Annotated in this window: 25 protein-coding genes, 1 pseudogene and 1 riboswitch; of the genes and pseudogenes, 13 read left to right on the top strand and 13 right to left on the bottom strand. The window is 68.7% G+C overall.

Annotated elements, in window-relative coordinates; all coding sequences use genetic code 11:
- Positions 1-13 precede the first annotated feature (13 nt).
- The 6 genes and pseudogenes from gcvP to KY497_RS09010 all read right to left on the bottom strand — a co-directional run bounded on the left by gcvP (position 14) and on the right by KY497_RS09010 (position 7796).
- Entirely contained in the window at positions 14-2947 is a 2934-nt protein-coding gene (gcvP, locus tag KY497_RS09035; protein WP_219868891.1) for an aminomethyl-transferring glycine dehydrogenase, read from the bottom strand.
- The gene (gcvH, locus tag KY497_RS09030; RefSeq protein ID WP_017828663.1) at positions 2925-3302 is read right to left on the bottom strand and encodes a glycine cleavage system protein GcvH; all 378 of its coding nucleotides are present in this window, start codon (positions 3300-3302) and stop codon (positions 2925-2927) included. Before gcvH ends, gcvP begins: the two co-directional genes overlap by 23 nt.
- A complete protein-coding gene (locus KY497_RS09025) occupies positions 3299-4501 on the bottom strand; it encodes a glycine cleavage system aminomethyltransferase GcvT (protein WP_141386672.1) in 1203 nt (400 codons plus the stop codon). Before KY497_RS09025 ends, gcvH begins: the two co-directional genes overlap by 4 nt.
- 154 nt (positions 4502-4655) lie before the next feature.
- A riboswitch (glycine riboswitch) is annotated at positions 4656-4750 on the bottom strand.
- Between the two features lie 155 nt (positions 4751-4905).
- A pseudogene (locus KY497_RS09020) lies at positions 4906-5406 on the bottom strand (ATP-binding cassette domain-containing protein); the annotation flags it as partial.
- Complete coding sequence (locus KY497_RS09015; protein ID WP_258185629.1) at positions 5322-6023, bottom strand: ABC transporter permease; 702 nt, start codon at positions 6021-6023, stop codon at positions 5322-5324. The pseudogene KY497_RS09020 and the gene KY497_RS09015, both read right to left, overlap by 85 nt.
- A gap of 270 nt (positions 6024-6293) precedes the next feature.
- Positions 6294-7796, bottom strand: coding sequence for an ABC transporter substrate-binding protein (locus KY497_RS09010; protein ID WP_258185628.1), 1503 nt, complete (start codon positions 7794-7796; stop codon positions 6294-6296).
- A 457-nt stretch (positions 7797-8253) separates the two neighbouring features.
- Here KY497_RS09010 and KY497_RS09005 point away from each other — a divergent pair, with 457 nt between their 5' ends.
- From KY497_RS09005 to KY497_RS08975, 7 genes are read left to right on the top strand one after another with little or no spacing between them, the layout of a single operon-like run.
- Positions 8254-8970 (top strand): NUDIX domain-containing protein, encoded by a 717-nt coding sequence (locus KY497_RS09005; protein WP_055864489.1) that lies wholly within the window; start codon positions 8254-8256, stop codon positions 8968-8970.
- Complete coding sequence (gene nadA / locus KY497_RS09000) at positions 8967-10304, top strand: quinolinate synthase NadA (protein ID WP_141386676.1); 1338 nt, start codon at positions 8967-8969, stop codon at positions 10302-10304. Before KY497_RS09005 ends, nadA begins: the two co-directional genes overlap by 4 nt.
- Complete coding sequence (nadB, locus tag KY497_RS08995) at positions 10301-11824, top strand: L-aspartate oxidase (protein WP_219868890.1); 1524 nt, start codon at positions 10301-10303, stop codon at positions 11822-11824. The genes nadA and nadB overlap by 4 nt, the downstream gene beginning before the upstream one ends.
- On the top strand, positions 11824-12675 hold the full coding sequence (nadC, locus tag KY497_RS08990) for a carboxylating nicotinate-nucleotide diphosphorylase (RefSeq protein WP_219868889.1): 852 nt from the start codon (positions 11824-11826) through the stop codon (positions 12673-12675). Before nadB ends, nadC begins: the two co-directional genes overlap by 1 nt.
- Before the next feature lie 20 nt (positions 12676-12695).
- Positions 12696-13832, top strand: a complete 1137-nt coding sequence (locus KY497_RS08985; RefSeq protein ID WP_219868888.1) for a cysteine desulfurase family protein — start codon at positions 12696-12698, stop codon at positions 13830-13832.
- Between the two features lie 22 nt (positions 13833-13854).
- A complete protein-coding gene (locus KY497_RS08980) occupies positions 13855-14802 on the top strand; it encodes a glycosyltransferase family 2 protein (RefSeq protein ID WP_219868887.1) in 948 nt (315 codons plus the stop codon).
- Between the two features lie 33 nt (positions 14803-14835).
- A complete protein-coding gene (locus KY497_RS08975; RefSeq protein ID WP_219868886.1) occupies positions 14836-15609 on the top strand; it encodes an SDR family NAD(P)-dependent oxidoreductase in 774 nt (257 codons plus the stop codon).
- A 34-nt stretch (positions 15610-15643) separates the two neighbouring features.
- Here the strand turns inward: KY497_RS08975 and KY497_RS08970 are convergent, their stop codons facing one another.
- Entirely contained in the window at positions 15644-17698 is a 2055-nt protein-coding gene (locus tag KY497_RS08970; RefSeq protein ID WP_219870324.1) for an ABC transporter ATP-binding protein, read from the bottom strand.
- A gap of 173 nt (positions 17699-17871) precedes the next feature.
- On the opposite strand from KY497_RS08970, the gene KY497_RS08965 reads away from it, so the two are divergent.
- Positions 17872-19350: an MDR family MFS transporter gene (locus KY497_RS08965; RefSeq protein ID WP_141386681.1), complete on the top strand. Its 1479-nt coding sequence runs from the start codon at positions 17872-17874 to the stop codon at positions 19348-19350.
- A gap of 34 nt (positions 19351-19384) precedes the next feature.
- Here KY497_RS08965 and KY497_RS08960 read toward each other — a convergent pair whose 3' ends face one another.
- A complete protein-coding gene (locus KY497_RS08960; RefSeq protein ID WP_167497413.1) occupies positions 19385-19531 on the bottom strand; it encodes a hypothetical protein in 147 nt (48 codons plus the stop codon).
- Between the two features lie 94 nt (positions 19532-19625).
- Between KY497_RS08960 and KY497_RS08955 the strand changes: the two genes are divergently transcribed.
- A complete protein-coding gene (locus KY497_RS08955) occupies positions 19626-20219 on the top strand; it encodes a 1-acyl-sn-glycerol-3-phosphate acyltransferase (protein WP_055864514.1) in 594 nt (197 codons plus the stop codon).
- A gap of 59 nt (positions 20220-20278) precedes the next feature.
- On the top strand, positions 20279-20806 hold the full coding sequence (locus KY497_RS08950) for a DUF6328 family protein (RefSeq protein ID WP_219868885.1): 528 nt from the start codon (positions 20279-20281) through the stop codon (positions 20804-20806).
- 27 nt (positions 20807-20833) lie between these two features.
- Here KY497_RS08950 and KY497_RS08945 read toward each other — a convergent pair whose 3' ends face one another.
- Positions 20834-21376, bottom strand: a complete 543-nt coding sequence (locus KY497_RS08945) for a Dps family protein (protein WP_141386683.1) — start codon at positions 21374-21376, stop codon at positions 20834-20836.
- Positions 21377-21467: 91 nt separating this feature from the next.
- On the opposite strand from KY497_RS08945, the gene KY497_RS08940 reads away from it, so the two are divergent.
- The 3 genes from KY497_RS08940 to KY497_RS08930 all read left to right on the top strand — a co-directional run bounded on the left by KY497_RS08940 (position 21468) and on the right by KY497_RS08930 (position 22836).
- A complete protein-coding gene (locus KY497_RS08940; protein ID WP_229778915.1) occupies positions 21468-21977 on the top strand; it encodes a GNAT family N-acetyltransferase in 510 nt (169 codons plus the stop codon).
- Between the two features lie 107 nt (positions 21978-22084).
- Positions 22085-22384: a hypothetical protein gene (locus KY497_RS08935; RefSeq protein ID WP_017828684.1), complete on the top strand. Its 300-nt coding sequence runs from the start codon at positions 22085-22087 to the stop codon at positions 22382-22384.
- A 107-nt stretch (positions 22385-22491) separates the two neighbouring features.
- Entirely contained in the window at positions 22492-22836 is a 345-nt protein-coding gene (locus tag KY497_RS08930) for a LysR family transcriptional regulator (protein ID WP_017828685.1), read from the top strand.
- Positions 22837-22852: 16 nt separating this feature from the next.
- On the opposite strand, the gene KY497_RS08925 is transcribed toward KY497_RS08930, so the two are convergent.
- From KY497_RS08925 to KY497_RS08910, 4 genes are all read right to left on the bottom strand, one after another.
- Positions 22853-23428, bottom strand: coding sequence for an alpha/beta fold hydrolase (locus KY497_RS08925; protein ID WP_219868884.1), 576 nt, complete (start codon positions 23426-23428; stop codon positions 22853-22855).
- Between the two features lie 184 nt (positions 23429-23612).
- Entirely contained in the window at positions 23613-24086 is a 474-nt protein-coding gene (locus KY497_RS08920) for a hypothetical protein (protein ID WP_219868883.1), read from the bottom strand.
- Positions 24083-24391: a transposase gene (locus KY497_RS08915; protein WP_219868882.1), complete on the bottom strand. Its 309-nt coding sequence runs from the start codon at positions 24389-24391 to the stop codon at positions 24083-24085. The genes KY497_RS08920 and KY497_RS08915 overlap by 4 nt, the downstream gene beginning before the upstream one ends.
- 124 nt (positions 24392-24515) lie before the next feature.
- Positions 24516-25262, bottom strand: coding sequence for an alpha/beta fold hydrolase (locus KY497_RS08910; protein WP_258185967.1), 747 nt, complete (start codon positions 25260-25262; stop codon positions 24516-24518).
- Positions 25263-25321 lie beyond the last annotated feature (59 nt).

Here is a 25321-nt window from a genome sequence, read left to right as displayed (position 1 = left end):
ATGAGCACGTGGTTCAGGCGAAAGCCTCCACCGGCGGGCAGGCGCACACGAGGTTGCGGTCGCCGTACGCCTGATCGATGCGACGCACCGGCGGCCAGTACTTGCCGGCGACCAGGGCGTGCACGGGATAGGCGGCATCCTCTCGCGAGTACGCATGGTTCCACTCCCCCGCGATGAGCGACACCGCGGTGTGTGGCGCGTGCACGAGGGGGTTGTCGTCCGCGGGCCAGCGTCTGGCGGCGACCGCATCCGCTTCGGCCTTGATCATGACCATCGCCTCGACGAACCGCTCGATCTCGTCGAGGTCCTCCGACTCGGTCGGCTCGACCATGAGGGTTCCCGCGACGGGGAAAGACATGGTCGGCGCGTGGAAGCCGTAGTCGATGAGGCGCTTGGCGACATCGTCGACCGTGATGCCGGTCGCTTCCTTGAGCGGGCGGAGGTCGAGGATGCACTCGTGCGCCACGCGGCCGTTCTCGCCGGTGTAGAGCACCGGGAAGTGGGCGCTGAGGCGCTCCGCGATGTAGTTCGCCGACAGCACGGCCGCAGCGGTGGCCCGACGCAGTCCATCGGCTCCCATCATGCGCACGTACGCCCAGGAGATCGGCAGGATGCCCGCGGATCCGTACGGAGCCGCGGAGATCACGCCGCCGCCGAACGTGTAGCCGCCGAAGTGCTCGGCGCTCTGTGCGAGCGGGTGCGAGGGGAGGAACGGCGCGAGGTGGGACTTCGCCGCCACCGGTCCGATGCCGGGCCCGCCGCCGCCGTGCGGGATGGCGAAGGTCTTGTGCAGGTTGAGATGCGAGACATCGCCGCCCAGGTCGCCGAAGCGCGCATAGCCCAGCAGCGCGTTGAGGTTCGCGCCGTCGACGTACACCTGTCCGCCCGCGTCGTGCACAGCGGCCGTGATCTCGACGACCTGCTCCTCGTACACGCCGTGCGTGGAGGGGTAGGTGATCATGAGAGCGGAGAGGTCGTCGGCGTGCAGGGTGATCTTCGCGCGCAGGTCGTCGAGGTCGACGTTGCCGAGCTCGTCCGTCGCCACGACGACGACCTTCATCCCCGCGAGCACGGCCGAGGCCGCGTTCGTGCCGTGAGCCGACGACGGGATGAGGCACACCGTGCGGTGCGCGTCGCCGTTCGCGTGGTGATAGCCGCGGATGGCGAGGAGGCCCGCCAGCTCACCCTGCGAACCGGCGTTCGGCTGCAGCGAGACCGCGTCATACCCGGTGACCTCGGCCAGCCAGCCCTCGAGCTGCTCGATGAGCTCGAGGTAGCCCTGCACGTCGGCGGCCGGAGCGAACGGGTGGATACCGGCGAACTCCGGCCAGCTGATGGCTGCCATCTCGGTCGCCGCGTTGAGCTTCATCGTGCACGAGCCCAGGGGGATCATGCCGCGATCGAGCGCGTAGTCGCGGTCGGAGAGGCTCTTCAGATACCGCATCATGGCGGTCTCCGAGCGGTGCGAGTGGAAGACGGGGTGCGTGAGGTACTCATCCTGACGCAGCAGCGCCTCGGGAAGCCGGCCGTGCTCGGAGGCGGCGATGTAGCCGAAGGAGCGCCCTGTACCCGATGCGAAGCAACCCGCGACCCGGTCGAGGTCGGTGAACGTCGTGGTCTCGTCGACCGAGACGCCGACGGTGTCGGCGTCGACTTCGTGGAGGAGATAGCCCGCGTCGTGCGCGGTGGCGACGATCTCGGAGGCGCGGCCCGGCACGCGGACACGGAGAGTGTCGAAGAACTCCCTGTGCTCGATGTCGAGTTCGAGCTCGATGAGCCAGGTGGCCAGAGCGTCGGCCTTGCGGGCCACGTCCACGGCGATCGCCCGGAGCCCGTCCGGACCGTGGTAGACCGCGTACATCGACGCCATGACGGCCAGCAGCACCTGCGCGGTGCAGATGTTCGACGTCGCCTTCTCACGACGGATGTGCTGCTCACGCGTCTGCAGCGAGAGCCGGTAGGCGGGCTTGCCGTCGGCATCCACCGAGACACCGACAAGACGGCCGGGCAGCTGACGCTCGAGACCGGAGCGGACAGCCATGTAGCCCGCGTGCGGGCCGCCGAAGCCCATCGGTACGCCGAAGCGCTGCGTCGTGCCGACCGACACGTCGGCACCGAGGGAACCGGGCGAGGCGATCAGCGTGAGAGCGAGCAGATCGGCGGCCGCGACCGCGAGAGCACCGGAGAGGTGCGCCGCTTCGAAGACGGCCGACGGATCCCACACCCGTCCGGATGCGCCGGGGTACTGGACGAAGACGCCGAACAGCTCGGAGGGCAGCTCCTCGCCCGCAGCGAAGTCGACGGTGACGATGTCGATACCGAGCGCCTCCGCGCGCGTAGCGAGCATCGCCCTGGTCTGCGGGAGCGCGTCCGCGTCGACCGCGAACACCGTCGACGACGACTTCGAGGCGCGCCGGGAGAGCAGCATCGCCTCGACGACCGCCGTCGACTCGTCGAGCATCGAGGCGTTCGCCGTGGTGAGGCCGGTGAGTTCTGCGACCATCGTCTGGAAGTTGATGAGCGCCTCCAGGCGCCCCTGCGAGATCTCCGGCTGGTACGGCGTGTACGCGGTGTACCAGGACGGGTTCTCCAGCACGTTGCGCTGGATCACCTGCGGCGTGATGGTGCCGTAGTAGCCGAGGCCGATCATCGGTCGGTTCACGGTGTTGCGCGAGGCGAGCGCGCGCAGCTCGGCGAGAGCCTCAGTCTCGCTCGCGGCGGACGGGATGCGCGAGGGCGCGTCCGCTGCCTCGGATGACGGGCCCGTGTAGATCGACGCGGGCACGGCCTGGCGCATGAGCGCCTCGACCGGGCTCAGCGCATCGTCCGCTCCGGCGTTGTCGAGACCGAGGGCGGCGAGCATCGTGCGCTGCGCGGCATCCGTGGGTCCGATGTGACGATCGGCGAAAGTGACCACTGGCGAATCAGCCCTCCGTGAGTGCGACATAGGCGTCGCGGTCGAGCAGTCCATCCAGCGCGCCGTCGGCGACGGCGACCTTGAGCAGCCATCCGCCCTCGAACGGCGCCGCGTTGACCAGCGACGGGTCATCGACGGCCGCGTCATTGATCTCGACGACCGTGCCGGAGACCGGTGCGTACAGCTCACCGACCGACTTGGTGGACTCGATCTCTCCGACGACCGCTCCCGCGGTGACCTCGGTGCCGACGGCCGGGAGCTCGACGAACACGACGTCGCCCAGCTTCTCGGCGGCGTAGTCGGTGATGCCGATGGTCACGGTGTCGCCGTCAGCGGCGATCCACTCGTGCTCTTCGGTGTAGTGGAGTGCGGCGAGATCGGTCATTTGGTCCTCCGGTAGAAAGGCAGGGCGGTCACGGTCGCGGGGATCCTGGTGCCCCGCACATCAAGGAATACTGCGGTTCCCTCTTCCGCGGAAGAAGGCTTCACGTAGGCCATCGCGATCGGATGACCGAGCGTGGGGCTGAGCGCCCCGCTCGTGATCTCGCCGAGCGCCGATCCGTCTTCGTCGACGACGGCGTATCCGGCGCGGCCGGCGCGCTTGCCCTCGGCCACGAGTCCGACCAGGACCGGCGCTTGCGCTGCCTCGGTCGACTCCGCGGCGGCGGAGAGCGCCGCCTTGCCGACGAAGTGCTCCTTCGCGGTCACGACGACGCGTCCGAGGCCTGCCTGAGACGGCTGGGTGTCAAGGCTCAGTTCGTGCCCGTAGAGCGGCATCCCCGCTTCGAGGCGAAGGGTGTCGCGCGCGGCGAGCCCGGCGGGAACCAGGCCGTGCGGCGTGCCGGCAGCGAGCAGGGCATCCCACAGCGCCGCCGCGTCGTCAGCGGCGACGAGAAGCTCGAAGCCGTCCTCGCCCGTGTAGCCGGTGCGCGCGAGGAGGAGCGGTTTGCCGCGGTAGTTCGCCGACGCCCAGGCGTAGTACTTCTGCTCGGACCAGGGAATGCTCACGTCGGTGATGTCAGCGGTCGCGGCGAGGATGGCCTCGGCGTTCGGACCCTGTACGGCGATGAGGGCGTAGTCGTCGGAGACGTCTTCGACGTCGACTCCGCGATCGCCGAGGAACCCCGCGAAGCTGCGCTCCTCGCCCGGTGCCCGAGCGGGGAGGTCGCGCTCGACGAGCGACGGGAAATCACGGACGCGTTTCGCGAATGCCGAGTCGACGAAGCCCCGATTGCCGGCGTTCGCGATCACGAGGTAGCGGTCCTCGGCCAGCCGGTAGGCGATGACATCATCGATGATGCCGCCGCCCTCCGCGAGCAGGAGCGAGTACTTCGCCTTCCCGACCGGCATCGCCGAGATGCGGCCGGCCAGAGCATAGTCGAGGAATTCCGCTGCGGCCTCGCCCGTCACCAGGAACTCGGCCATGTGCGAGATGTCGAAGATGCCCGCGCTCTCGCGCACGGCGTGGTGCTCGGCGAGGTCGGACGTGTAGCGCACCGGCATCTGCCAGCCGCCGAAGTCGGTGAACGACGCGCCGAGCGCCTCATGGCGTTCGCGGAGCGGGGTGTAGCGGGGGTCGGACATGGAGTTCTCCCGGGCTGTGTCGGGCGGAACGGCGGCATCGCCGTTCCTCGGAACTCCCCCTCTGTCATAGGCCTGAGAGCTTCACCCGCGCACGGAGGCGGGGCTTTCACCGTCGGCGGATCCGCGCGGTCGCGGGATCGCTTTTCAGAGTGGCCGGAACCGCGCGGTACGCGTACCTGAGAGATTGGCGGGGAGGCTTGCTCCTTCGGTGCCCGGCTGCGTTCGCCGGGGCTCTCCCGCGTGGGTCATTCGGCCTGTCTTCAGTTGTGGGTTCAGTCTAGCCGGTGCGGCCCCCGCGCCGAGGCCTGCGTCCCGACAACAAAGCTCCCGTCGCGCCCTCGGCCGCTGCGAACGTGCGCGAGCGACCGAGAGTGCGACGGGAGCGAGGGTGTGGCGGAGGCCCGTCAGTGCGCGATGCCGAGTTCGGCGCGGACCTCGTCGCGGAGGCGGCCGAGGTTGTCGGGCTCTGGCGCCGCGCCGAGGAGAGTCCTGGTGTAATCGTGCTGCGGATTCAGGATCACCTCGTCCGCAGGACCGCGCTCGACCACGTCGCCCTTGTAGAGCACCATGATCTCGTCGGAGAAGTGCCGAGCCGTCGCCAGGTCGTGCGTGATGTAGAGCACACCGAGGTTCTCCTCGCGCTGCAGGTCAGCCAGCAGGTTGAGAACGCCCAGCCGGATCGACACGTCGAGCATCGAGACCGGCTCATCCGCGACGATGAACCGCGCCCCCGAAGCAAGGGCACGAGCGATCGCGACCCGCTGCCGCTGCCCGCCGGACAGCTCGTGCGGGCGGCGCTCTGCGAAGCTCTCCTCCGGCGTCAACCGCACCCGCTCCAGCAGCTCGACCGCACGTTCGCGCACCTGCGAGCGGGACAGGTCGGGGTGGTGCAGGCGGATCGGACGCCGATGCCGGGATAGGTGAACACCTGCTCCATCACGATGGATCCGGCCACGACGAACCCGAGGGTGATCGAGAAGCCGGCGATCGAGGGGATGGCGGCGTTGCGCGCGGCGTACGTCGTGAGGACCCGGCGCGGCCGGAGCCCCTTCGTCTCGGCCGTGAGCACGTAGTCCTCGGCGAGCGTGGACACCATCATGTTGCGCATGCCGAACATCCAGCCGCCGACCGAGCTGATCACGATCGTGAGCGCCGGGAGGATCGCGTGCGCCACCGCGTCGGTGAAGAACGCCCAGGTCGGCTCGGGGCCGTCAGGGTAGTCGAAGACGTCGTAGCCGCCGAAGATGGGGAACCATCCCAGACCGACCGCGAACACGGCCACCAGGATCAGCGCCATCCAGAAGTACGGGATCGACTGCAGCACCGTGGTGGCGGGGATGAGGTGATCGACCCAGGTGCCGCGCTTCCATCCGGCCCAGGCGCCGAGCACGACGCCGAGGACGAAGGAGATGACGGTCGCGGTGCCGACCAGGATGAGCGTCCAGGGCAGGGCACCCGCGATGAGTTCCGTCACCGGGGTGGGGAACTTGGTGACCGAGACGCCGAGGTCGCCCTGGAACATGCGTCCCCAGTAGGCCAGATACTGCTCCAGAGGGAGGAGTCATCGCCGCCGAGCAGGAGCTTGATGTTGCGGATGGTGGTCTCGGAGACCTCACCGCCTGCTCGCTGCATCTTGGCGATCATGATGTCTGCCGGGTTCCCCGGCATGAGCCGGGGAAGAAGGAAGTTGATGGAGATCGCGGCCCAGAGCGTGAACGCGTAGAACCCGATTCTTCGTGCATAGAACTTCATGTCACTTGTTTCCTGACTGCCTTCTTCCCCGACTCCTCTCCTACTTGACCGGCTGCAGCTGCGTCAGGACGTAGCCTGCCGCGATGGCACCCCAGGACGGCGGGAAGGCGTAGAGGTCTTCCTCGGTCGGCCAGCCCGTGTAGTCCTTCGTGTTGTAGAAGGTCTGGGTCGCGTTGATGACGAGCGGGATGTAGGGCAGGTCGCGGACGATCTCGGTCTGGATCGTGCCGTACAGCTCCTTCTTCGTGGCCTCGTCGTTCGTGCTGATCGCCGCCTGGATGGCGGTGTCGACGACCGGGTTGCTGTACCGGCTGAAGTTCCAGCGGCCTGCCGGGATCTCGGTGCCGACGGGGCTGGTCGACTCGACGGCGGTACCGCCGAACCAGTCACGGTAGATCTGGAACGGGTCGGCGACGGAGGTGCCGATCACACCACCGACGATCAGCTGGAACTCGCCACCCTGACGGGAGTCGGAGAACTCCTGCCACTGCACCGTGGAGGCCGTGATCTTGATGCCGGCGGCCTCGGCCTGCTCGGCGATCAGCTTCGCGGCGTCGTTGTAGTCCGTCCAGCCGTCGACCGAGGTGAGCGTGAGCTCGAGCGGAGCGCCGTCCTTCTCATAGATGCCGCTGGAGCCCTTGGTGTAGCCGGCGGCTTCGAGGATCGAACCCGCCTCGGCGGCGTTCGCCTCCTGCGGGCTGACCTCGTTGGCGGGGTCGGCGACCCACTTCTCGTCGCGGGGCAGCAGAGCGAACGTCGGCGAGATGTCGCCGGTGAGGCCGACGAACGCCTTGTCCTTGATCGTGGAGCGGTCGATCGCGGCGTTGAGCGCCTGACGCACGGCGACGTCGGTCTGCGGACCGGTGCAGCCGAGCTCGGCGTTCGAGCAGGTGTAGAGCACCGTCGGGTCCTGCGGTGTGTTGATCCAGTCGATCTTGCCGTTGGCGGTCACATCATCCGGGTTCGGGATGAACATGCCGGTCCAGTCGAGCTTGCCGGCGGCCAGCAGGTCCTGCGCGGTCTGGTTGTTGTCGACGGCGATGTACTGGACCTTCTTGATGCCCAGCTTGTCGGCGTCGCGGAAGTTCTCGTTCGCGACGAGGGTGTACGACTCGCTCGTGGTCTTGTCGACGACGTAGGCGCCGGAGCCGACCGGCTCCTCGTTCGCGAAGTTCGCGAAGTCGGTGACGTCTGCCCAGACGTGCTCGGGGAGGATGTAGGTCGACCCGAGGCGCTGGAACTCGGTGGTGTACTGCGCCGAGGAGTAGGTCAGCACGACGGTGGTGTCGTCGGTGGCCTCGGCGGAGACCAGGCCGTTGCCCTCGGGGTTGTTGGCCTCGTAGTTGAAGGAGAACGCGACGTCCTTCGCGGTGAGCGGCTTGCCGTCGCTCCACTTGAGGTCGGGCTTGATGGTGATGGTGATCACCGTGCCGTCCTCGTTGTACTCGAACGAGTCGCCGATCAGGCCGACCGGCTCGGAGTCGGCCGTCTTGTTGTAGAAGAACAGCGGCTCGTAGATCGGGCCCAGCGCGCCGCGGAGCACGGTCGGTGCGAACGGGTTGTAGTTCGCGGTGATCGGGGTCTGGCTGCCGGCCCAGACACGCAGGGCCCGGTCGCCATCGGCGTTGCCGCTGTCGCTACCGCCGCCACAGGCCGCGAGGCCCAGGGCGAGGACGGATGCTCCGGCAATCGCGGTGAGCGCAATCTTGCGCCTTCCGTTTACGGATCATTTCTCTTGTTTCCTCTCGGTGCTGCACTGCAGGAGGGATCGCTCCGGATGGAGCAGAACCCCGGATGCGGGGTTCATGGGCCCCGCGGAGGCGGCCGGTCGGCCGCTCTCGAAGGGGTTTGTTAGGACAGTAACCTAACAAACCCCGTCCCGGTGAACAAGACTCCCCGAGCCCGCCAGATAACGTTTCGGACTCGACCGCCGTCGTGGTCATATACGCGCACTAAGGGTGCGAATGACACTAAGATCGATCCCGGAGGTTAAGGTGTCCATGACTCAAAGCAGCGACATCCGCGTCGCGGTCTCGACGGTCATTCTGACGTTGCGACGCACGGATGACGGACGCGCGGTGCTCGCGCTGCCGCTCGTGCTGCGCACCCGCGAGCCCTTCGCCGACCAATGGGCCCTTCCCGGCGGGTGGCTCACGCCGACCGAGTCGCCCGTCGACGCCTCGGCGCGCACCCTCGCCGAGACCACCGGCCTCGCCCCCAGCTACCTCGAGCAGCTCTACGCCTTCGGCGCCGTCGACCGCTCCCCCACCAGGGTCGTGTCGATCGTGTACTGGGCGCTGCTGCGACAGGACGACGTGACGGCGCAGAGCGCAGCACATCGCGCATCCGGCGCCGCCCCCGAGAACGTGAAGTGGTTCGACGTCGACGAGCTGCCGCAGCTGGCCTTCGATCACACCGAGATCGTCGAGTACGCACTGTGGCGACTGCGCAACAAGGTCGGATACAGCCGCGTCGCGCAGGGATTCCTGCCCGCGGAGTTCACGCTCGCCGAGCTGCGGGAGGCCTATGAGGCGATCCTCGACCGCACCCTCGATCCCGCCAACTTCCGCCGCCAGGTGGAGGCAGCGGGCAACCTGCTCCCCACCGACCGGTTCCGCACCGGAAGCCACCGCCCCGCGCGTCTGTATCGCGACAACACCGATGTCGAGCTGGCCGATCGTGGCCCGCTCGGTCCCGAAGAAACGAGCACCCGATGAGCATCACCTTCGTACCCGCTCCTGCTGTCCCGCCCCTGGACGCCTCGGTCGACCATGCGATCCAGGCCATCGTCAGCGGAGCGTCGACCGATGCCACGTGCGCCACCGATCTCGCAGCCGGCCCCTGGGATTTCGACGCACGACCGGGCTACGGACCGGGCTCGTCGATGGGGGATGTGATCCCGACCGGCGCACCCCGACAGGGCGAACTGCCCGTCGAGTACCGCGAAGCCTCGGAGGAGGAACTCGACGGGCGGATCCGGGCGGCGAAGGCCACCCTCGGCGACAGGGTCGTGATCCTCGGCCACTTCTACCAGCGGGAGGAGGTCGTGCAGCACGCGGACTACGTCGGGGACTCCTTCCAGCTCGCGACTGCAGCCAAGGGACGCTCGGACGCCGAGGCCATCGTGTTCTGTGGAGTGCACTTCATGGCCGAGACCGCCGACCTGCTCTCACAGCCCGACCAGGCGGTGATCCTTCCCAACCTCGCCGCCGGCTGCTCGATGGCCGACATGGCCGACATCGACCAGGTCGAGGAGTGCTGGGAGCAGCTCGAAGAGGTGCTCGGCGACCTCGACGCCGTAGACGCCGACGGGCGTGTGCCCGTGATCCCCGTGACCTACATGAACTCCTCCGCAGCGATCAAGGGCTTCGTCGGACGGCACGGCGGGATCGTCTGCACCTCCTCCAACGCCCAGACGGTCCTCGAGTGGGCGTTCGAGCGCGGACACCGGGTGCTGTTCTTCCCCGACCAGCACCTCGGCCGCAACACCGCGAAGGCGATGGGTGTGCCGCTCGAGCAGATGCCGATGTGGAACCCGCGGCGAGCGCTCGGCGGATCGTCCGCGACAGAGATCGTCGACGCACGCGTGATCCTGTGGCACGGGTTCTGCTCGGTGCACCGCCGCTTCACGGTCGGCCAGATCGACCAGGCCCGTGCCGAGCACCCCGGCGTGCGTGTGATCGTGCACCCCGAATGCCCGATGGAGGTCGTCGACGCCGCAGACGAGGCAGGCTCGACCGAGTACATCCGCCGCGCGATCGACGCGGCCACGGAGCCCACCACGTTCGCGATCGGCACCGAGATCAACCTGGTCCGCCGACTCGCGGCGCAGTACCCGCAGCACGAGATCTTCTGCCTCGACCCGGTGGTGTGCCCCTGCTCGACGATGTACCGCATCCACCCCGGATACCTGGCCTGGGTGCTGGAAGAGCTGGTCGCCGGCCGCACGCCGAACCGGATCACCGTCTCCGAAGACGTCGCCGATCCCGCACGGGTGGCACTGGAGCGGATGCTCGCGGCGAAGCCTCCGGCGGTCGCAGGCGCGCGATGAACGTCGTGGTCGTCGGCTCGGGCATCGCGGGACTCACCGCGGCGCTCCACGCGCACGAGTCCGGCCACGAGGTGACGATCGTCACAAAGGGCGACCTCGGCGACGGCTGCACCGGACTCGCTCAGGGCGGTGTCGCCGGGATCTACGGGCCTCGCGACTCCGCCGCGCAGCACGCCGACGACACGATGGACGCCGGTGCGGGGCTGTCCGACCCGGAAGCCGTCGGTGTGCTGGTCGCGGAGGGCGCGTCCCGGATCGCCGAGCTGATCGCCCGCGGCGTCGCCTTCGATCGCGCGGCTGACGGCTCGCTGCAGCTCGGACGTGAAGCCGCGCACCGCCACGCCCGCATCGTGCATGCGGGTGGCGACGCCACGGGAGCGGCGATCTCTGCAGCGCTGGTCGCGTCTGTGCGTCGGACGCGAATCGATGTCATCGAGCGCGCCTTCCTGATCGATCTCGTGCGCGTCGGGGGTGCGGTGCGCGGTCTGCGAATCCTTCGCGACGGCGCGGTCTCCGACACGTCGGCCGATGCGGTGATCCTCGCCACCGGGGGCGCGGGGCACCTGTATGCGCACACGACGAACCCGGCGGGAGCGACGGGAGACGGCATCGCCGCCGCGCTGCGCGCGGGAGCAGCGGTCGCCGACCTGGAGTTCGTCCAGTTCCACCCGACGATCCTCGCCTCGGGCCCGGCCTTCCTGATCTCTGAGGCCGTGCGCGGCGAAGGTGCGACGCTGATCGACGACGAGGGCCGCCGGTTCGTGTTCGACAGCCACCCCGACGGCGAGCTCGCACCGCGCGACGTCGTGTCACGGGCGATCGCCCGCCGCGCCGCGGCTCAGGGCGCACCGGTCAGGCTCGACGCCACGATGCTCGGCGCCTCCGTCCTCGCGCGACGCTTCCCCACCATCGACCGGGTGACCAGAGAGCGCGGCTTCGACTGGGCGCGTGAGCCGATTCCCGTGACACCGGCCGCGCACTATCTGATGGGCGGCGTGGTGACCGATCTCGATGGACGCACGACGGTCCGCGGTCTGCTCGCCGTGGGAGAGGTCGCCCGCACGGGAGTGCACGGGGCCAACCGGCTGGCGTCGAACTCGCTCCTCGAGGGCGCGGTGTTCGGGGCCCGCGCGGCTGCCGCCCTGACGCAGCCGTGGACGGAGGTCGATCACGAGTCCTGCCCGGTCGACCCGCGCGCGCACGAGAGCCGCGACACGGGGGCGCCCGCCTTCACCCGGGCCGCCCTGCAGCAGCTCATGTGGGACGAGGTCGGACTGCTGCGGACGGGCGAGGGGCTCACCCACGCACTCCGCACGCTGCGGGCGTGGTCTTCATCGAGCTCAGCGCCGACGACGGCGAGCGCCCACGAAGACGCCAACCTGCTGCTTCTGGCAGAGTCGACGGCGTCTGCGGCGCTGGCGCGAACGACGTCCGTCGGCGCGCATCATCGTGTCGACGCGCACATTCCCGAAACCGGTGCGCGCTCGCACGCCCCCTCATCGATCCTGGAGACCGTCTGATGCTGACCACTGCCACTGTGAACCGCGTCGTCGGCGCGGCCCTCGAAGAGGACGCCCCCTGGGGCGACCTGACCAGCACCACGCTGCTGCCCGCAGATGCCACCGCCACCGCCGATCTCGTTGCTCGCGAGGCCGGGGTCTTCAGCGGTGGTGAGGTGTTCGCCGCCGCGTTCCGGCTCACTGACACGGCTCTCGAGGTGGACCTGCACGTCGGCGACGGTGACGACTTCGCCGCGGGCGACGTCCTCGCGTCGGTCTCGGGCTCAGCGCGCAGCGTGCTCACGGCGGAACGCGTCGCACTGAACTTCACGCAGCGGATGAGCGGCATCGCCACTCTCACCGCCGCCTACGTGGCAGCGATCGACGGCACGGGCGCCCGGATCGCCGACACCCGCAAGACCACGCCGGGGCTGCGCGCGTTCGAGCGTCATGCCGTCGAGTCCGGTGGCGGCCGCAACCACCGCCACTCGCTGTCCGATGCCGTGATGGCGAAGGACAACCACCTCGCGGTGCTGAAACGCTCCGGCCGCGACCTCGCGACCGCACTGCGCGAGGCACTATCCCGCCTTCCCCACACGACTCACGTCGTGGTCGAGGTGGATCGTCTCGACCAGATCGAGGCGGTGCTCGACGGCGGTGCCCACACCGTGCTGCTCGACAACTTCTCGCTCGACGACCTGCGCGAGGGGGTTACCCTGATCGGCGACCGCGCCACCGTCGAAGCCTCCGGTGGGGTGAACCTCGACACCGTCGGCGACATCGCCCGCACCGGGGTGGATGTGATCTCGGTCGGCGCTCTGACGCACTCCGCACGAGCCCTCGACCTGGGCCTGGATCTGCGGATCGACTGACCCCGATGTCGCACCCTGGCATGTTGTATCTCGATCACGCCGCGACCTCCCCGGTACGACCGGAGGTGCTCGAGGCGATGGGCCCGTATCTCTCCGGGGTGTACGGCAACCCGTCGAGCCATCACACTGCCGGCGAAGCCGCCGCGGGTGCTCTGGACGATGCCCGCGCACGGGTGGCCCGGATCCTCGGGAGGCGCACGGGCGATGTCGTGTTCACCGCAGGGGGCACCGAGGCGAACAATCTCGCGGTGAAGGGCATCGTGCTGGCGGCTCTCGAGGCAGGGCGACGTCATCTGGTGATCTCACCGATCGAGCACGAGTCGATCCTCGAATCCGCCGAATACCTCCGACGCTTCCATGCCGTCGAGGTGACGCTGCTGCCGGTCGACGCGCGCGGGCGGATCGCACCGGACGACCTGACGGCGGCGATCCGCGACGATACCGCGCTGGTGTCGATCGGCCACGCGAACAACGAGATCGGCACGATCCAGGACGCGACGGCACTGGCTTCCGTCACCCGGGCCGCCCGTGTGCCCCTGCATCTGGACGCCGTGCAGTCGGCCGGCTGGCTGGGGCTGCGGGATCTCGGCGCCGATGCGGTGTCGATCGCCGGCCACAAGCTCGGCACACCCAAGGGCATCGGCGCCCTGGCCGTGCGCGGGCGGGTGCCCATCGAGCCGCTGCTGCACGGCGGCGGGCAGGAGCGCGGACGACGCTCCGGTACCGAGAACGTCGCGGGGGCCGTGGCACTTGCGACGGCTCTGGAGATCGCCGAGCACGAACGCGAGGTGGTCGCCGCGCGCGTCGGCGCGGCGACGAGGCACTTCATCGCCCTGGTCCTCGACAGCATCCCCGAAGCCGTGCTCACCGGTGACGCCCCGCATCGTCTGCCAGGGACGGCGAGCTTCACCTTCGCTGGCACCAGCGGGGAATCGGTGCTGCTCGAGCTGGAGCGCCGCGGTGTCATCTCGTCGAGCGGATCGGCGTGTGCGGCGGGCAGCGATGAGCCCTCCCATGTGCTCCTCGCCTGCGCCGTGGCGCCCGAGGTGGCGCAGACCGCCGTGCGCTTCACCTTCGGACGCGTTCCGCTGCCCGAAGACGCTCCCGTACGACTGGCCGCGCTCGTCACAGAGTCGGTGCGCGCGGCTCGGGGCTGACACGCGGCCATAGACTCGGCAGGTGACTGCCTCCGCCCCGATCGTGACGCTGATCGTCCCCGGACGCGACATCGCCGCCTTCGCCCCCGCCGCCTTGGACTCTCTGCGCGCGCAGACCGAGTCGCGGTGGCGAGCGATCCTCATCGACGACGGCTCGACCGACGAGACGGGGGCGATCTTCGACGCCGCCGCAGCCGATGACCGTCGGTTCACGTCGATCCGACACGAGGCCTCCCGCGGCCTCGGCGCGGCGCGCAATGTCGGTCTCGATCAGGTCTCCACCCCCTACCTCGGTTTCCTCGACGCGGACGACGAACTGCTGCCGGACGCCCTGGCCCGCCTGACGGGAACGCTCGCGCAGACGGGAAGCGACTTCGTCGCCGGTGCCTACGTGCGCTCGCGTCCGCACGGCGGCGGCTACGTCGCCGGTCGCGTGCAGCCCTGGGTCTCGGCGGCGACCTCGCCGGAGCGGCTCGCGACCACTCTCGAGTCCCACCCGCGGGCGGTGTCGAACATCGTCGCGTGGTCGAAGGTGAGTCGCACCGACTTCTGGCATGATCTGCGCTTCCCCGAAGGCGTGGCCTACGAGGACCAGGTGGTCGCCCAGCTGATGTACACGCGGGCACGCGCCTTCGACGTGATCCCCGATGTCGTCGTGCGCTGGCGGCTCCGAGCCGACGGCACCTCGATCACCCAGAGCAAGGCGCAACTGTCCGTTCTGCGGGACTATCTCGCGGCGCTGCGCGGCGGCATCCGGGTGCTGCATGAGGCCGGGGCGCACGCTTCCGTGACTGCACGGCTGGAGCTGATCCTGGCGATGGACCGCGTGCCGCTTCTCGAGATCGCCGACGCGCACCCGGATCCGGCCTACGCGGTCGACGTCGAGGCCTTCGTCGCCGAACTCCGCGCCCTTCCCGAGTTCGCCGATGCCGTGCCCGACCCTGCCATCGCCGCCGCGCTCGCGTGGTGAGAACGAGCCTCCCGACGACGGAACGGTGAACGCGTGAACGACTACCTCTCCTCCCTCTTCTCGCTCGACGGACGCACCGCGATCGTCACCGGTGGCAGCTCCGGCATCGGCCGCGGCATCGCCACAGCGCTCGCACGTGCCGGAGCGGCGACGGTCGTCGTCGCCCGCGGAGAGGACCGCATCCGGGAGACCGTCGACGAGCTGCGTGCCCACGGCTGCCGCGCAGCCGGGGTCGTCGGCGACCTCGGCACACGGGACGGGATCCACGCCGTCGCAGAGGCCGCGGAGATGCCGTTCGGCGAGCCGGACATCCTCGTGAACTCGGCCGGCATCAACATCCGTCCGCCGTTCGCGGAGATCACGGAGGACGACTGGGACGCGACGATGACCGTCAACGCGCTCGCGCCCTTCCTGCTCGGCCAGCGCTACGCGAAGGGCATGGCCGCGCGCGGATACGGCCGACTCCTCCACATCAGCTCCCAGCAGGCTCACCGTGCCTTCGTGGGAAGCGGGGTCTACGGCGCATCGAAGGGTGCCGTCGAGTCGCTCGTACGCTCGGAGGCCGAGGCCTGGGGCGGAACCGGCGTCACGAGCAACACGCTCGTCCCCGGCTTCGTGCTGACCCCGTTGAACGCCCGCCTGCAGCAGGATCCGCAGAAGGTCGCCGAGCTCGCGGCACGCACAATGATCGGACGCAACGGACTGCCGAGCGACTTCGCCGGGGCCGCGGTGTTCCTCGCCGGAGCGGGATCGGCCTACGTCACCGGCCACTCGCTATTCGTCGACGGCGGACTGTCGGTGCACTGAGGCGCCTCGGTGCTCCGGGACCGGCGCCGACGGCTCAGGGCTCCGGCGGGTAGATCCGCTCGTCGGGACGAGGCTCGGCCAACAGCGGCACCGCCGCGGTGATGGCCGCGACGGCATCGGCACCCGCAGAGTCGATAGGCGCCTTGTCCGCACGGCGCTCGGCGAGGGGTGCCGGGGCGCCGCCGGTCACCGCCTCTTCGACCGCGGCCTCGGTGTCGAGCACGCGCGACGCCGCCACCTGCTCGGCTGCGAGCTCGGCGTAGAGTCCGCCCAGTGCGAGGAGCTCGGCATGGGTTCCCGACTCGACGATGCGTCCGGCCTCCAGCACGTGGATCACGTCGGCACCCATCACTGTCGAGAGCCGGTGGGCGATGGAGAGCGTGGTGCGCCCCTTCGCCGCCTCGTCGAGCGCTTCCTGCACCACGCGCTCCGACACCGTGTCGAGCGCGGAGGTGGCCTCATCCAGAAGCAGCACCGGCGGATCCTTGAGGAGCACACGGGCGATCGCGATCCGCTGCTTCTCGCCGCCGGAAAGCCGGTACCCGCGCTCCCCCACCACCGTGTCGTACCCCTGCTCGAACCCGGCGATGATGTGGTGGATGTTCGCGGCCGTGCACGCGGCGATCAGTTCGTCCTCGGTCGCATCCGGCTTGGCGTAGCGCAGATTCTCGCGGATGGTGGCGTGGAACAGGTAGGTCTCCTGGGAGACGATCCCGACATGGTCGATGATCGACTCCTGGGTGAGCGCGCGCACGTCGGCGCCGGCGAACATCACCGCGCCTCCCTTCGCTTCGTACAGTCGGGGCGCGAGGTACAGGATCGTGGTCTTGCCGGCGCCGGACGGTCCGACGAACGCGACGTGCTGCCCCGGTTCCGCCACGAACGACACCCCGTCGAGCGTCGGTCTGGCATCGGCGGAGGCGTCCGGATAGCGGAAGACGACGTCGGCGAACTCCAGACGCCCCCGTGGCCCCGGTGCCTCGTCGACCGTGATCGCATCCGGGGCATCCTCGATCTCCGGCACCAGGTCGAGGTACTCGAAGATGCGGGCGAACAGCGCCGATGACGTCTGCAGGTCGAGCGACACCCGCATCAGTCCCATCAACGGCATGAGAAGTCGTGCCTGCACGGTGGTGAAGGCGACGACGGTTCCCGCGGTGATGGCACCGGTGCCGCCGGCGATCAAGTAGCCGGAGACCAGATAGATGACAGCGGGAACACTGGCCATGAGCACCTGCACGACCGCGAAGAAACCCTGACCGCTCATCGCCCGACGCACCTGCAGCGTGACCTGGTTGCGGTTCTCGGCCTGGTAGCGCTCCGACTCGGTGCGCTGCCGGTTGAACGCCTTCGACAGCAGCATGCCCGAGACGCTCAGCGTCTCCTGGGTGATCGAGGTGAGCTCGGACAGGGATTCCTGCGTCTCCCCCGCGATGCGGGCCCGCACCTGGCCCACCTTGCGCTGCACGAAGATCAGGAACGGCATCATGATCACCGCGATCAGCGTCAGCCGCCAGTCGATCAGGATCATCGCGACGAGCGAGGCGATCACGGTCACGACGTTGCCGAGGATGCTGGTGACGGTGTTGGTCAGCACACTGGAGACGCCGCCGACGTCGTTCTGCAGTCGGGACTGGATGACGCCCGTCTTGGTGCGGGTGAAGAAGCCGAGCTCCATCGCCTGCAGGTGCTCGAACAGCTTCACCCGCAGGTCTCCGGTGACGCTGTTGCCGACGGTCGAGGTCAGCCACGTCTGAGCGACCCCCAGCACCGCGGAGATCAGGAACAATCCGATCATCGCGGCCACGAGCCAGGCCAGCAGCTCGAGGTGCGGCCCGCCCCCGGCCACCGGGAACAGCGCGTCATCGAAGATGCGCTGCACGATCAGGGGCGGGATGACGGCGATCGCGGCCCCGACCACCACCAGGATGCCCGTGAAGAAGATGCGCCAGCGATACGCCCGGAACAACGACACCACCCGCGCGCCGAGCCCGTTGATCCGAGGCGCCTCGGCGTTCAGCCTCCGCTGCGCGTCTTCATCGACACCGCGGAAACCACCGCGATGTCCACCACCCATGCCTCCGCCCATGCTCATGGCGCCAGCGTACCCACGCACGACGACATCGAGACCCGAGCCCGCGCCGAGCGCGGATATCTGTGAGTTCGGAATGAAATGTCCGCGGCTGCCGTTACGCTGAAGGACTCTTGCGAACTCTTGCGAACTCTCGCGATATCCATTCTTCTTCGCCCTGGAGGCCGCCCATGTCTGCCGTCGATACCGGCTCCCTCTCCACGACCGCCGCACCGGCGGGGGGCGAGATCTCCCGCAAGGACATGCGGGTGATCTGGCTCCTCCTGGTCGCCGCCTTCGTCGCCATCCTCAACGAGACCACGATGGGGATCGCGATTCCCCATCTGAACACCGACCTGGGCATCCCGCCCGAGCTCGGCCAATGGCTCACCAGCGCCTTCATGCTGACCATGGCTGTGGTGATCCCCACCACCGGCTTCATCCTGCAACGGTTCACGACGCGCCAGGTCTTCATCGCCGCGATGATCGCCTTCTCGCTCGGCACGCTCGTCGCGCTCATCGCGCCCGGATTCACGGTGCTGCTCGTCGGCCGCGTGATCCAGGCCGCCGGTACCGGCATCATGATGCCGCTGCTGATGACGACGATCATGAACGTGGTCCCGCCGCAGTCCCGCGGCCGCATGATGGGCCGTGTCGGCCTGGTGATCTCGCTCGCTCCCGCGATCGGCCCGACGCTCGCGGGCGCCGTCCTCGAATTCGCCAGCTGGCGTGCCCTCTTCGGGATCATCCTCCCGATCGCCCTGATCGCCCTGGCCATGGGCGCGAAGTGGATGACGAACCTCGGCGAGACCCGAGCCGTTCCGCTCGACGTGCTCTCGATCCCGCTCGCGGCGCTCGGCTTCGGCGGCATCGTGTTCGGACTCAGCCAGTTCGGCGGCGAGGGCGGATCGGGCGAGACCACCGGCATCGTCTCGCTGGTCGTGGGTGCTCTGTCGCTCGGACTCTTCGTCTGGCGCCAGCTCGTGCTGCAGCGCATCGACGACGCGCTGCTCGACCTGCGGGTGTTCCGCTCCAGCAACTTCACCCTCTCCGTGATCATCATGTCGATCCTGGCGCTGTCGATGTTCGGCACCCTGACGCTGCTTCCGCAGTATCTGCAGAACGTCGCCGGTCTGAATCCGCTGCAGTCGGGGCTGATCCTGCTCCCCGGATCGCTGCTGATGGGTCTGCTCGGACCGATCATGGGGCGCGTCTACGATGCGCGCGGCACGCGTCCGCTGCTGATCCCCGGCACGATCCTCGTCTCCGCCGCGCTGTTCTTCTACTCGACCGTGGGCGAGCACACCGTGTGGTGGGTCCTCATCATCGTGCAGGCCGCCATGTCGGTCGGACTCGCGATGTCGTTCACGCCGCTGTTCTCCGCCTCGCTCGGTTCGCTCCAGCGCTCCCTGTACTCGCACGGTTCGGCTGTGCTGAACACACTGCAGCAGGTCGGCGGCGCGGCGGGCGTGGCGCTGCTGCTGGTGACGTACTCGTCGATCCTGCACGCCGGCGAACAAGAGGGACTGTCGACCGCGGTCGCCGGTGCCCCCGGCGCGCGCATGGCGTTCCTGATCGCGGCGATCATCTCGCTCGCGGCGGTGGCCCTCAGCCCGTTCGTCCGCAAGCCTGCAGACGATGCCGGCGAGGGACTCCACGGAGGGCACTGACCGTCCGTAGACGGCCCGCGATGGCGTCTGCCTCTTACTCGCTCTTCGGTGCGGGGATGTGGCAGACGCCATCGCTGCAGTAGCCGAAGGCGTCGCCTTCGAGCAGGTTCAGAGAGTCCGGGAGCGGCTGCAGCCCGAGGGGTGCTTCCTGCTGCACGGAGTCCTGCTGCGTGTTCTTCATCCCTCGATCGTACGCCTGCCCGACGCACGTGGCGCCGAACCGGGCGAGACGCCTCGACAGTGGACGGACGGCGATTCTCGCTTACGGTTGTTCCATGCTCAAACGACTCCTCGCCCGCACGTTCTGGGCGTTCAGCAGATGGACGCTCGTGAGCGAGGCCGCACCGACACGTCCGACCGTTCTCGTGGGGGCACCCCATACGTCGAACTGGGACTTCGTCCTGATGCTCGCCATCGCGTGGCGGCTCGACATCGACGTGCACTGGCTCGGCAAGAAGAGCCTCTTCCGCGGCTGGCGCGGTCCGATCATGCGACGCCTCGGCGGCATCCCCGTCGATCGCTCCGACCCGGCTCGCGTGGTGAACGATGTCGTGGGACAGGTCCACGCCGGGACCGTGTTCGGTCTCGTCGTCACCCCGGACGGCACCCGCGGCGGCAACGAGTACTGGAAATCGGGCTTCTACCGGATCGCGCGAGAGACCGGCATGCCGGTGACCCTCGGGTTCGTCGACAGGACGACCATGACGTCGGGGCTCGGGCCGACGATCGACCTGACCGGGGATGTAGGGGCGGACATGGACCGGATCCGCGCGTTCTACGCCGACAAAGCCGGCGTGCGTCCCGAACGACGCACCGAGCCGCGGTTGCGCGAAGAGCTCCCCGCCACCACTGAGCCCGACGCCGCGTAGGCTGCGCCTCCCGCGGGAAGACCTGGACAGCACCCGCGCCGGGAAACCACACTGAGTCCATGACAGCAGACTCTTCGGGTGGCGAGCACGAGCTCGACGATCGTGCCGACGGACGGGACGAGACCGCGAACGAACGCGCTGATCGCAACTGGGATGAGTTGCTGCAGGAGCTGCGCGTCATGCAGACCGGCACCCAGATCCTCACCGGCTTCCTCCTGGCGGTCGCGTTCCAGCCCCGGTTCACCGATATGGACGAACTCCAGCGCGACGTCTACGTCATCCTCGTCGCACTCGCCGCCGTGGCGACCATCCTCGCCCTGGCGCCGGTGGGGATGCATCGCGCGCTGTTCGGGTATCGCCGCAAGCCCGACCTCGTCCGCATCGCCGCCCGGATCGTCCGCATCGACCTGGTCGTGATCGGCGCGCTCACCATCGGGGTGACCACCCTGATCGTGGACTTCACGGTCAACCGCACGGCGGGGATCGTCGCGCTCGTCGCGGCCCTCGTTCTCGTGGCGGCGCTCTGGGTGGCGCTGCCGCGCATCATGCGCGGCAGACCCCGCGCCCGCGGAGGTGCGTCGGAATGACGCGGCGCCCCGCGAGCGCGCGTGCCCTCAGCGGCCTGCCGGGCTCCGGTTCTCGGCGCTGACCATCCACGCGAACTGCTCGAGCCGCTCGATGATGGCGTGCAGAAGATCCGCCGAGGTCGGGTCCTCTTCGTCGACGGCGTCGTGCACGTCGCGCACCGTGCCCACTGCGGCTTCGAGGCGCTCGGTGACCAGGTCGATCGTCTCGGTCGTCGACACCTCGCCCGCAGGGAACTCAGGAAGCGACGTCGTCTTGGCGATGGTCGCGCTGCGTCCGTCGGGGACGGCGTGCAGGGCGCGCATGCGCTCCGCGATCGTGTCGCTGAACGTGCGCGCGTCGTCGATGATCTCGTCGAGCTGACGGTGCGTGTCGCGGAAGTTGCGCCCCACGACGTTCCAGTGCGCCTGCTTCCCCTGGATCGCGAGATCGAGCAGGTCGACGAGCACCGCCTGCAGGTTGTTCGCGAGCGTCGTCGAGGCGGTGAATCCCTTTTCGGCGTTCTGCTGCCTCGTCGTCTTCGCCGCGCCCTTCGTCGAGCCGGTCTTCTTGGTCGTTGTGCTTTCAGCCATGGTGTGACCTCCTGCGGGTGACACTAGTGCGGACGGTGGCCAGGGGCGAGGGGGTTGACACCGTGGGGACGCACCCCGGAATGTGACTCGGGTGAGTGACGCAGACGCAGTGAATGAAGACCAGGACCCGACGCAGCCGGAGATCGTCATCTCCCCGATCAGCGACGACGACGCTGGCGAGGTGCTGACCGTGCAGCGCGCGGCTTTCGTATCGGAAGCCGCGATCTACGGAAGCGTCGACATGCCGCCCCTGACGCAGACGCTCCCCGAACTGGAAGCGGAGCTCCGATCCGAGTCCGGACTGACCGCGCGCATCGACGGGCGACTCGTCGGCGCGATCCGGTACGTCGAGAAGGACGGTGTGCTCCTGATCGGCCGGATCGCGATCGCTCCCGACATGCAGGGCGAGGGCATCGGAAGGCTGCTGCTCGAGAGCGCCGAGAAGGCGTCGGGCGCTGACGTCGCCGAGTTGTTCACCGGAAGCCTGAGCGAAGCGAACATCCGCCTCTACGAGGCGTGCGGGTACGAGGAGCACGAGCGCGTGCCCGACGGCGACGGCACCGCGCAGGTGTTTCTGCGCAAGCAGCTGCGAGCAGGGTAAGAGCCTCCTCCGAATCCGCGCAAGGGGGTTGAGACCATCTCCGAGGTGGGGCATCGTAGCCCGGACATGTCGCGACCGTGACATGCCCCGACCGGAAGGAGAGTCTCGTGCTCACCCTCACCGACAACGCCTCCGCCATCGTGACGACCCTCGTCAGCCGTCAGACCGACGCCCCGGATGCCGGGCTCCGCATCCACTCGACCGAGGCCCAGGGCCCGGAGGGCGGTGCACGCCTCGCCGTGCTCGTCGCCGCAGACCCGGAGCCGCAGGATCAGGTCGTGGAGGTCGCCGGCACCCGGCTGTTCCTCGATGAGTCGGCCGCTGCCGCCCTCGACGACAAGATCCTCGATGCCGGCGTGGACGACGAAGGCTCCGTCTCGTTCGCCGTCACACCTCAGGTCGCCTGACCGAAGGATTCCGGATGCCGCGGCCGACTCGGTCGCGGCATCCGTCTGTCTGCACCGCGTAACCTGGAACGAGCTCGCAAACCCGTGCGAACAGTCGAAAGGCCACCGTGAAGATCTCTCTGCTCCGCCGCTTCGTCGTCCTCGCGGAGGAACTGCATTTCCCTCGTGCGGCGGAGAAACTCGGCATTCCGCTGGCCTCGCTCTACACGTCGATCGACAAGCTCGAGGCCGAGGTCGGCCATCCGATCGTCCATCGCGAGGGCCCGACGCGGCTGACACCCGTCGGCGAGCTCCTGCTGGTGGAGGCGAAGACGGCAGTCGCTGCCGCTCCGGAGCCGGTGCGCAACGCCCCCGCCCCTGCCGGAGGAAAGGCCAAAGCCTCGAAGGGCAAGGGCCGCACGCCCGCCGTGAAGGGGCAGCCGAAGCCGTACAAGAAGCGGCAGGGCCGCTAGCGGGACGGCGAAGGACTCAGTCCCAGTCGAGGTACTCCTCGATGACGACCGCGGTCTCGATCGGGTGCGTCATCGGGAACAGGTGATCGGCGCCGTCGATGCTCTTCACGCTCGCGCGCTCCGGTGCCGTCGACTGCAGCTGCTCTCCGTTGGCGAACGGAGCATCGATGTCCTTGGTGCCCTGGATGATCAGGACGGGCACCACCGGCGCGAGCGGGATGTCGCTCTCTTCGACCGCGAGCAGAGCCAGACCGTTCACGCGATCGGCGTGCGCCAGAGCGAAGGCGCGCGCGACAGTGCCGCCGAACCCATGGCCGCCGACCCACGTGTCGCCCAGCCCGACGTGTTCGATCACGGCGAGCGCATCCTCGACACGGTCATCCAGCGAGACCTCTTCGCGCTTGGCCTCGGCACGATGGCCGATGCGCAGCACGTGGAAGCCCGCCTCTTCGGCGAGGTAGTGCGAGACGACGCCGAGAACATCAGCAGCCAGATCGCGCTCCTGGATCAGGACGAGCTTGACCGGCCCGTCGCCCTCGTCGACGAAGGGGATCGCGCGGCCGTCGGGCTCGAAGATCTGGGTGTCGGTCATCGGCGTCAATCTCCTCGTGCCGTCGGTGTCAGGAACTCAGGCGGAACGTCCACGGCGGACGCCAGCGACCGGACCGCGGCCGGAGCCGCCGTGTCCCAGCGTATCTTGAGCGGGCGGTCAGGGAGGTGATCGGGCAGCAGATCAGGTTGCCGGTCGAATCGGGCAAAGGCGACTGTCGGCTGCGTCAGCCCGCCAGGGTCTCCGCGGGATCGACCTCGAACCAGTGCTTCTGATTGCGTCGACACTCGAGAGCAGGCACCCGTTCTGTCACCTCACGCCAGCGCCGGCCGTTAGCCTCACGATGGTTGATCCACTGGGTCGGCTTGTCGTAGTAGCGAACGCTACCTCCGCACTTCGGACATTTCTCCGCACGGATCCGCTCGAATGTGATGCGCCGGCCGTGTCCGCTGATCGCCAGACCGAACATGAGCGGGCGGCGCGTCTCGGTCTTCGCCGTGCGTCGCAACGAGAGAGTCAGGATGAGCCCGAATTCGGGATCGTCCTTATGCGCGTCGAAGAGCGCGTTCGCGCGATATGCCTCGACCACCTCGCTGGGCCTGATGGGGTCCGCCAGCCACCGGTAGTAGGGCTGACGGGAGAGCTTCAAAACCCGGCACGTCACCGTCACGGGAATCCCCGATGCGGCGAGCTCTGTCACGAGCGGATACCACCTTTTCCCGGCAGGTTCGCCTGCGACAGATACGCCGCCGCCCGCCGCAGGACCTCGTTCTCCTGCTCCAGCAGCCGGTTCCGCTTCTTCAGGTCGCGGATCTCGGCCGCCTCGGTGCGGGATTGGCCGGGCTTGGCGCCCTCGTCGATGTCAGCTCGACGCAGCCACTTCTGCAACGTCATCGGATGGACACCGAAGTCTTTCGCGATCTGCTCGATCGTCACTCCGGGCTCGCGGTTCCTCGCGACGCGCACGACGTCGTCACGGAACTCGCTCGGGTAGGGCTTAGGCACAGCAACATCCTTCCAGGCCGCCCTCCCGGGCAAGCCAGATCAGATGTCACCTATCCGTGCAGCAGTCCCCCCCAAGGTTTAGTTCGAGAACCGGAACTCGACCACGTCGCCGCAGCTAACAACCTCAGCGGACACTGGTCCGCGAGTCGCTGGCCTGATCGCGAGATAACCAGCGGCGAAGCACGTCGATCCACTCGTCGAAGGCGTCGAGGTGCGCATCATGGCTGCCGCCAGAGAGATCGACTCTGACCGTCTCGGGCCTGCGCCGGATCAGCTCGCCCTTGTCGGCATCGCTGAACATCCCGTGCTTGGTGAAAATCGCGAGCGTTGGAACCTGCAGAGCTTCCCACTCGTCCCAGCGCGGTTCATGCACAGCCTCGATCGTGCGTTGCATGACCGCGGCGTCGAAACGCGGGACGAGCCCATCATCCGTCGACTGGAGATCCGCTACCCAGGCATCAACGATCGCGTCATCACCGAGGAACTCGCGGGCAGCGGCCTCGTCCCGGAACGGAACCGGCCAGGACGCGAAGTACGCGCCGAGACCAGCAGCCTCGCGCGGATCGTCACTCCCCGACACATGACCTTCGAGCATCACGAGCCCGTCGGCCAGGTCTGGGCGCGCTGCTGCTGCGAGAAAAGCAGTGTGGGCTCCCATCGACTGCCCGACGAGCGTCGCTCGACTCCCTGGGGCGAGCTCCTCGATCGCCGCCACGACGTCGCCGACGAAGGCGTCGCGGGATACATCATCGGGAAGCCGCGTGCTCGCACCGTGCCCTCGCTGGTCCACGAGCAGGACCCGATGGTCCTGCAACGCTCGCGCCGTGCGCAGCAACTCCCGTGAGCTCCCGGCAAGCCCGTGCAGCAGCACGACGACAGGGCCGTCGCCGCCGAGGTCGGTGACCGCGATGCAGACGCCTCCGGGGCGTT

This window comes from Microbacterium sp. PAMC22086 (genome assembly GCF_019443525.1).
GTDB classification, from domain to species: Bacteria; Actinomycetota; Actinomycetes; order Actinomycetales; family Microbacteriaceae; genus Microbacterium; species Microbacterium maritypicum.
This window is presented reverse-complemented; position numbering and strand designations above follow the sequence as displayed.